This is a genomic window from Marinifilum sp. D737, from assembly GCF_026672275.1.
In the GTDB taxonomy this organism is placed as follows: domain Bacteria; phylum Bacteroidota; class Bacteroidia; order Bacteroidales; family Marinifilaceae; genus Marinifilum.
The window spans coordinates 41,554-48,788 of the sequence record NZ_JANQCD010000031.1 but is presented as its reverse complement, the minus strand read 5'-3'; the positions used below and the strand labels follow the sequence as shown (position 1 = coordinate 48,788).

5 protein-coding genes are annotated in these 7,235 nt (G+C 34.8%); all 5 read left to right on the top strand.

The window, feature by feature from the left end; all coding sequences use genetic code 11:
- Positions 1-1,703 precede the first annotated feature (1,703 nt).
- The 5 genes from NQ163_RS16325 to NQ163_RS16305 all read left to right on the top strand — a co-directional run bounded on the left by NQ163_RS16325 (position 1,704) and on the right by NQ163_RS16305 (position 7,120).
- Positions 1,704-2,237 carry a hypothetical protein gene (locus NQ163_RS16325; RefSeq protein ID WP_268191403.1) on the top strand — a complete coding sequence of 178 codons (534 nt, stop codon included), beginning with the start codon at positions 1,704-1,706 and terminating at the stop codon, positions 2,235-2,237.
- A 155-nt stretch (positions 2,238-2,392) separates the two neighbouring features.
- Positions 2,393-3,022, top strand: coding sequence for a porin family protein (locus tag NQ163_RS16320; RefSeq protein ID WP_268191402.1), 630 nt, complete (start codon positions 2,393-2,395; stop codon positions 3,020-3,022).
- Positions 3,023-3,361: 339 nt separating this feature from the next.
- Complete coding sequence (locus NQ163_RS16315) at positions 3,362-4,900, top strand: DUF2130 domain-containing protein (RefSeq protein WP_268191401.1); 1,539 nt, start codon at positions 3,362-3,364, stop codon at positions 4,898-4,900.
- A gap of 513 nt (positions 4,901-5,413) precedes the next feature.
- Entirely contained in the window at positions 5,414-5,962 is a 549-nt protein-coding gene (locus tag NQ163_RS16310; protein ID WP_268191400.1) for a helix-turn-helix domain-containing protein, read from the top strand.
- A gap of 18 nt (positions 5,963-5,980) precedes the next feature.
- Positions 5,981-7,120 carry a hypothetical protein gene (locus NQ163_RS16305; protein WP_268191399.1) on the top strand — a complete coding sequence of 380 codons (1,140 nt, stop codon included), beginning with the start codon at positions 5,981-5,983 and terminating at the stop codon, positions 7,118-7,120.
- Positions 7,121-7,235: the final 115 nt, after the last annotated feature.

Below are 7,235 nucleotides of genomic sequence, written 5' to 3'. Positions count from 1 at the left end.
GATCAAATAAAGCTCTATTTTTTGCACAACTTCCTCTCCTATAGAGCCTGTCCCGATTAATATCGGGAAGAGGATTGAGGTGAGGTGATATGGTAAAGAAAACACTTTATTCTAACTTGTCTTCAAGCCAGACGGGCTCTTACTTTTTATTCATTTATAATTTTCACGGGCATTCATGAGCTCCCTTCGGTCGGTTCCATTGATGAGAAAGTAAGCCAAGAATCTACGGCGCATCTCCTCAGTGACCCATCACGGCTCAAAAGCGAATAGAAATAGATAGTCTCACTCATTCTTCGTTCGACAGCATTTCTATTTGCCGCTTTCTCTGCCTATGGGGCCCCACTTGCGTAGCTGATGCCGATCGCTACAAATATTGAGGTTGGGAGTTTTGCCTGAAGGGCAAAGATCATTCTAGCCCAGGTGAAGTGAGTGCAAGAGACTACTGCCTTGACTTAATGGGTTTTTAGCCTAATTGTGGCATGTGGGATAGTTATTGGTATCCCTAAAATGCTTGACTTGTTGGCTTGTGATTTGTTAACATATGCTTGTCTTTTTGAGGATGTGTTTATGTTGCATCAATAGTGATACAGCCATAGCGAAGGAGAAGTATAGGAGGAGTATAGGAGGAGTATAGGAGAAGTATAGGTGTAAATGGGATGATTTACATGGTATTATTGTTTAGTTTGTTTGCTGTTTTTAGATCTGAATTTTCATCAAGAACTTTATTCTGTGCTTGTGCCTGTTTGTGATGTAAATGGGAATTTAATTATGATTGGTTTTCGATTTTCCGGGAAATGTAAGGGAAAAGGAGTTTGTACTGAAGTAATATTAGCATTGGTTTAAAATTGGATGCAGTAGGGAAACCAGTAATGGCTTACAAACCGTAGCGAATTTTACTTTTTTTATTGTATTGAGTCTTCAGGCGATTAGAGGCTTTTGTATTTTCAATCAATATCTATAATGGATTGATAAATTCTATTGATCTTTATTGGGATAAATATTTTGTTTGGTAATAATTGTTGTTAAATTCGGAATTGCATTTTACAAGAGATATGAACTTGTATGAGTGAAAAATTTCTTGCAAAAATTAAAAGTCCTTTAGATATTATGTTGCAATAACTAGAGCTCGACATAGCGTTGCTATTGTTTATGATTATTCAGATACTGAAGAAATAGAGGGAATTAAAAAATGGAAGTCAATTGATCAATTGTGTCTCATGTTTTAATACCTAGATAGGGTAAGCTTGCAGCTACTGCTCTGCAAATGTTGAAGCCCCACTGCTAGTGCGAGATTTTATTGCTATCAATTTCTAAAAAGAATCGCACGAGAATATTCTTGAGGTATGAGAGAAATAAAGAGAGAATACCAAAGGGATAACAATTAGTGCCAACAAGTTATAAAGAGATAACAATTAATAAACTATTAATATGAGAGAAGTAAAAGTAACATGTAGTAAATGCAATGGTTCAGGAACATCATTATATGGGTATTGTTTGGAATGTAATGGCGTTGGGTTTAGTATAGAATATGTATACAGTGATGATGATAGACGCTATGGAATAAAGCCTACCTACAAATACGAATGTCCATGTTGTTATGGATCTGGAAAATTAAATAACGGAGCGACCTGTCACTTTTGTAAAGGAAGAGGTGGGCATAATTAATATTTGTAGGGCTATTACAAGTTTTCAAATCAATACCAATGAAATGTTTTCTATTTATTTTCCTTTTTTCGTTTGCCATTTTGGGTGAGGTTCTGAAGCAAGAACCTGAAGCTAGAGAACCAGATATAAGATGGAAGAGAATTGAACTCGGATCTTATAAAGATTCGATATCATCTAATATTGTGGAATATAAATTCTTTGATGGATTAACACATAATGGTGGAACTCTTTTGGAACTTCTTGATCAGGATTATCTGTTATCTCATTATTCAAATGATTTTAAACACTTAATAGTGCTTGAAGAACTGTTTTCCAATGGAGATGGAACAAATAAATCAAAAATCATTGATATGATTGAGATCAATGGTTTAGAAAAGAATCAGTATATCTCATACGGCTTTTGTAGCATTGATAATGTTAATGATTCAGGTGTGTTTGCTGTGTATGAATATGAAAATACAGAGGAGTTTACAAAGATTTATAAAGCCTGGAAAGCCATTCCTAAAGAGCGAATGATAAAAGAAATTAATACAAAAGGAGTAAGTTGTATTAATGAAGGATATAGTGTTTAAATCCTCTAGTATAAAAGGCTATAATTAATGGCTAATGATGCTTATAACTTGATAATGCAACAAAAACAATAAACGCATACGGTTTTGATAAGGTAGCGGTAATAAATAGCCCACAAAATTTTAGCAAAACCGTTACCATTAATTAAAACACGTAAATGAAAATTTTATTAAAAATGAAAAAATATGTATTTGTAATTGCTTTATCTTTAATTAGTTCACTGGGTTCTATTGCTCAGGAATATAACTATGGAGTTATGTTTGGTGTTAATTCATCTAACAAAAGATTATCCAAAAAAGAATTGGGTAAAGAAATATACGACTCAAAAACAACATTAAATCTAAATGCATTTATTGAATATAAAAGTAAAGGTTTTTGGGGGATTTCAATTGAACCAGGTTTTATACAAAAAGGAAGTAAAGAAAGTTTTTATTCTTTGGAAGAAGGTGAATTTGACTATTCACAACTTAATTACATTCAAGTTCCTCTTTTAGCTGAGCTATTTGCTACTGAAAAGTTATATTTTTCTATCGGTCCTGAATTTTCATACCTTTTGAGTGCAAAAATGAAATCAGATGATTCAAAAATAGACATAACAGACATTTACGACAAACGGTTTGAATTATCTGGAATTATCGGGCTGAATTACAAAATTCTTAAAAAGTTTGACATTGGAATTCGTTATAGTCACGGCTTGACTCGCATTTTAGAATTAGGCTCTACACATAATGGCCGAGTTAAAGAATATAACAAATATTTTCAATTCTTAATCAAGTACAGAATTTGAAAAACTAATGGTAACATCTAAGTGTCCGTGAGGCAAGAACTGCCCAACATGTACCCCTGCTGCAGCACGAAACGAAGTTTGATAAATCAATCCTTTCGTGTGGCTTTGTAGTTTGTTAAATGGGTTGGAATTACCTGTAATTTAGGGTAAAACAAATAATTACAATGAAAAAGTACAGATGTTGTTTAAACACACTTGTGTTAATGTTTTATTTTTGGTGAGAAGAGCGTGTATTGCATGATAGTGTAAGCATAAAGGAAAATGCCTAATTTTACCACCAATTATAACAGTTTAGTTTTAGTAGGGTTGTAATATATTACAGAAGAAAACAGATATCACATGAACGAAATAATTTGCCCCAATTGTAAGAAAGCCTTTAAAGTAGATGAAGCCGGATTTGCGGATATTCTAAAGCAAGTTCGAGACAGTCAGTTTGAGGAGGAGTTGAAGAAGAGGTTGTTGTTGGCAGATCAGGAAAAAGAGAATGCCATAAAGTTGGCGGAGGCAAACATTAAGAATGCCTTGCAAAAAGAGCTGGCCGAAAAGGATAGGAAGTTAGCCGAACTGAAGGCGCAAAGCGATTCGCAACTTTCGGAGAAGTTGGCTGAGAAGGAGAGTGAAATTTCTGCAATGAAATCGAAGATTGAAAAGGCAGAAAGTGAGAAGATGTTGGCGGTATCGGAGGCTACCAAGCAAATTGAAAAAGAACGGGATGATTTGGCTGGCAGCTTAAAAAGCAAGGAAGCTGAAAAGGAAAATGCGGTGAAACTGGCTGAGGCGAATGTGAAAAGTCTGTTGGAAAAAGAGTTGGCAGAAAAGGACAGGAAACTGACAGAGCAAAAGGCCCAAAGTGAAACGGAATTATCCCAGAAATTGGCTACCAAAGAAGGTGAAATTGCTGAGATGAAATCGAAGATAGAGCAGGCAGAGACGGAGAAGAAATTGGCCGTAACAGAGGCAACCAGGTTGATTGAAAAGCAGAGAGATGATTTGGTGAATGATCTGAAAATAAAGGAGACTGAAAAGGAACTGCTTGAAAAATCGATAAAGGAACAATTTACCAACCAGTTGATTGCCAAGGATGAAACCATTAAAATGAAGGATGATGAGATTGTTCGTTTGAAGGACTTTAAGCAGAAGCTTTCTACCAAGATGGTGGGTGAAACTTTGGAGCAGCATTGCGAATCGGAATTTAACAAGTTGCGTGCAACCGCTTTCCAGCGTGCTTATTTCGAGAAGGATAACGATGCACGAGGGGGAAGTAAAGGTGACTTTATTTACCGCGAAACGGATGAGGCAGGAAATGAGGTGATCTCTATCATGTTCGAAATGAAGAATGAGAACGATGAAACAGCTACCAAAAAGAGAAATGAGGATTTCTTTGCCAAGCTGGATAAGGATCGTAAGGATAAGGAGTGTGAATATGCTGTACTGGTCTCGCTTTTGGAGTCGGATAATGAGTTCTACAATACGGGTATTGTTGATGTATCGCACAAGTACGAAAAAATGTATGTGGTGCGTCCGCAATTTTTCATTCCTATGATTACTTTGCTTCGAAATGCTGCCATGAATTCAATGCAATACAAGGCGGAGCTGAATATGATGAGGAATCAGAATGTGGATATCACCAAGTTCGAAGAAAAGATTGATGCTTTTAGAAAAGGTTTTGCCTACAATTACGAACTGGCCAGCAGGAAATTTAAAACGGCAATTGACGAGATTGATAAAACCATTACTCATCTTCAGAAAACAAAGGATGCGCTTTTGTCATCAGAGAATAATTTGCGTTTGGCCAATAACAAGGCCGATGATTTGACCATTAAAAAGTTGACCTATGGTAATCCTACCATGAAGGCGAAGTTTGATGATTTGAAATAAACCATAGAACACATCTGTTTAAACCACAGATTGCACAAATTTTCACGAATTGTTGTGTTATGCATTGTGAGGTGAAAGTTTTGACCACAGAGGTCACAGAGTGGCACAGAGATGAGAAATGCTTGTTCCTCAGTGCGTCTTCGTGTTCTCTGTGGTTAATTTTTATGGTTTTGTTTGTTAAACGACTCAGGTGGAAAGTGAATGATAAAAGAAATAAATACAAAAGGAGTAAGTTGTATTAATGAAGGATATGGTGTTTAAATCACCGTCAAAATATCGCAAGAACCTTGGTTCACTCCCGACAAGAGCAGTAATTAATAATATCATCTATAGCAATATTATAATTTGGGAATGAAGAGAATAAGTAATAATATTAAATACTAGTTGATTTTTCCATTTTTTCAAAACGCTGATAATGTGTGGATTGATTTTGAGTGTCGTGTAAATGTCGTGCTTTTGTAGTTGGAAAGTTACCTTAATCAGTCAGACATTTGACTCAAAATCAAAAACGAAATGAAAATGGAAACAGGAAAACTTATCAAAGAACTAAGGGTAAAAAAAGGTTTAACTCAGGAAGACTTGGCTGAGAAGACTGAGCTTAGTGCAAGAACCATACAGCGAATTGAGAATGGTGAGGTTGACCCACGGGCTTATACACTTCAGATGATTGCAAAAGCATTGGATGTTGATTTCAGCTTATTTTTAGAGGAGACGAATGATGATAAGAAGGATCAGGAAGTAAATCACAGCACTTGGCTTGGATTTTTGCATTTAAGTGGATTGTTGCCTCTCTTCTTTCCAAGCTTGATTCTTTGGCGTCAGAGAAAAGATAAAACGAAAGATATGACACACCATTTTCATGCTGTCCTTAGTATGCAGGTGTGTATTTTGGGAATCAGTTTGGGAGGCTTGTGGGTTTATTGGAAAGTGAATCAGTTGACTCCATTTATGATAGGATTACTTATTGGTGCTTTGGTGTCAATCTTTAATGCAATTAATGTAATGAATGGAAAAGGCTTTATCAATCCATTTGTCAAGAGCGAAGAAAGATCATTCATGTGAAATACTGTTGACTAGAATATGAGAACATACCTAATATTAATTTTTGCACTAATGCTAGTTGGTTGTAAAAATGAATCTGGAAAGAACACGAATAATGTTGAAAGAGGTTTAAACTACAGCGAGAACATTGGTGTCGATTCAACTTTAATAAAAAAAAGACAAATTGATTCTTTGGCGAATTTGATGTCTGTTAAATCAAATTTAAGAATCAAATCTTTTGAAATAATTGAATATAAAAAGGTGCCGTATGCTTTTAAAAAGATTGTGGTAACACTTGATTCGGTATCTGTTATAGAAAAACCTTCTAGATTGTTAGATTCATTGAAAGGTTTAGTTTACAAGGTAAGTGATCCTTATTTGTTATCAAGTGTATCTGCTATTATTGAAAATAAATTTGAGGAAAGTATAGATTTTTGTGAAGAGCAAAGTTATTATTCTGAAAGTCGATCTTCGTTTATGAGGCTGAATGTTGATTTTAAAAATGGTCTTAAAACCAAATTGTCATTTGAAAATTGTAAGACTAAATCGCTTAAGGAAGTTGTGGACATCATAAATGGTGTCTTACCTAAAAAGCATGCCATAAAATTACCTGTTAAGACGATTGTTGACCTGACATTGCCTCCTGATAGTTTGAAGACATGGAATAAGTTAAAAGAAGTTGCTAGGTATAATGATAAGACTAGCTTTAAGTTATCTGAATTTGATAGAAGTAAATTAATTCGATTGGATTCTACCATATTTGGGAAGAAAATACACGAAACATATGCTTTAAAATCTAGCTATGTTATAGCTGTAAAACCTAATATAGGTGTGTTTTATCCTTGTGTTATTTATGGGCAACAATATGATTGTGGTGAAATAACAAATTTTATTGCAATATGTACTTTAGATTCTCTATTGGAGAAAAGAGGTGCATTTGAATTTATGGCAGGAGGTTGGTCTGACTATGAAGGAGATTGTTATTATTCGGGAGAATTTTCTGATTCGATTGTAAATATAAGTTCTTCGTATTCTTTTGAAAATTTGAATGAAGAGTTTGCAAGGCCAGATAGCTTAAAGTCGTTTGAAATTGCGAAGAAAATGTTGGTTCGAAAAAATGGAGATATCGTAACGGTTAAGAAGGATACTTTGAATTTAAAGTACTTTGCTAAGCCGTGATGATAGTTCTCTGCTTAAGGCCGCTGTTGCAAGAACAGAATTTCTAAGAATTAAAATCTTTCGTATCATATTGGTTTTGAAACATAGAATTATTCCAAATAGATATCTGAAAACT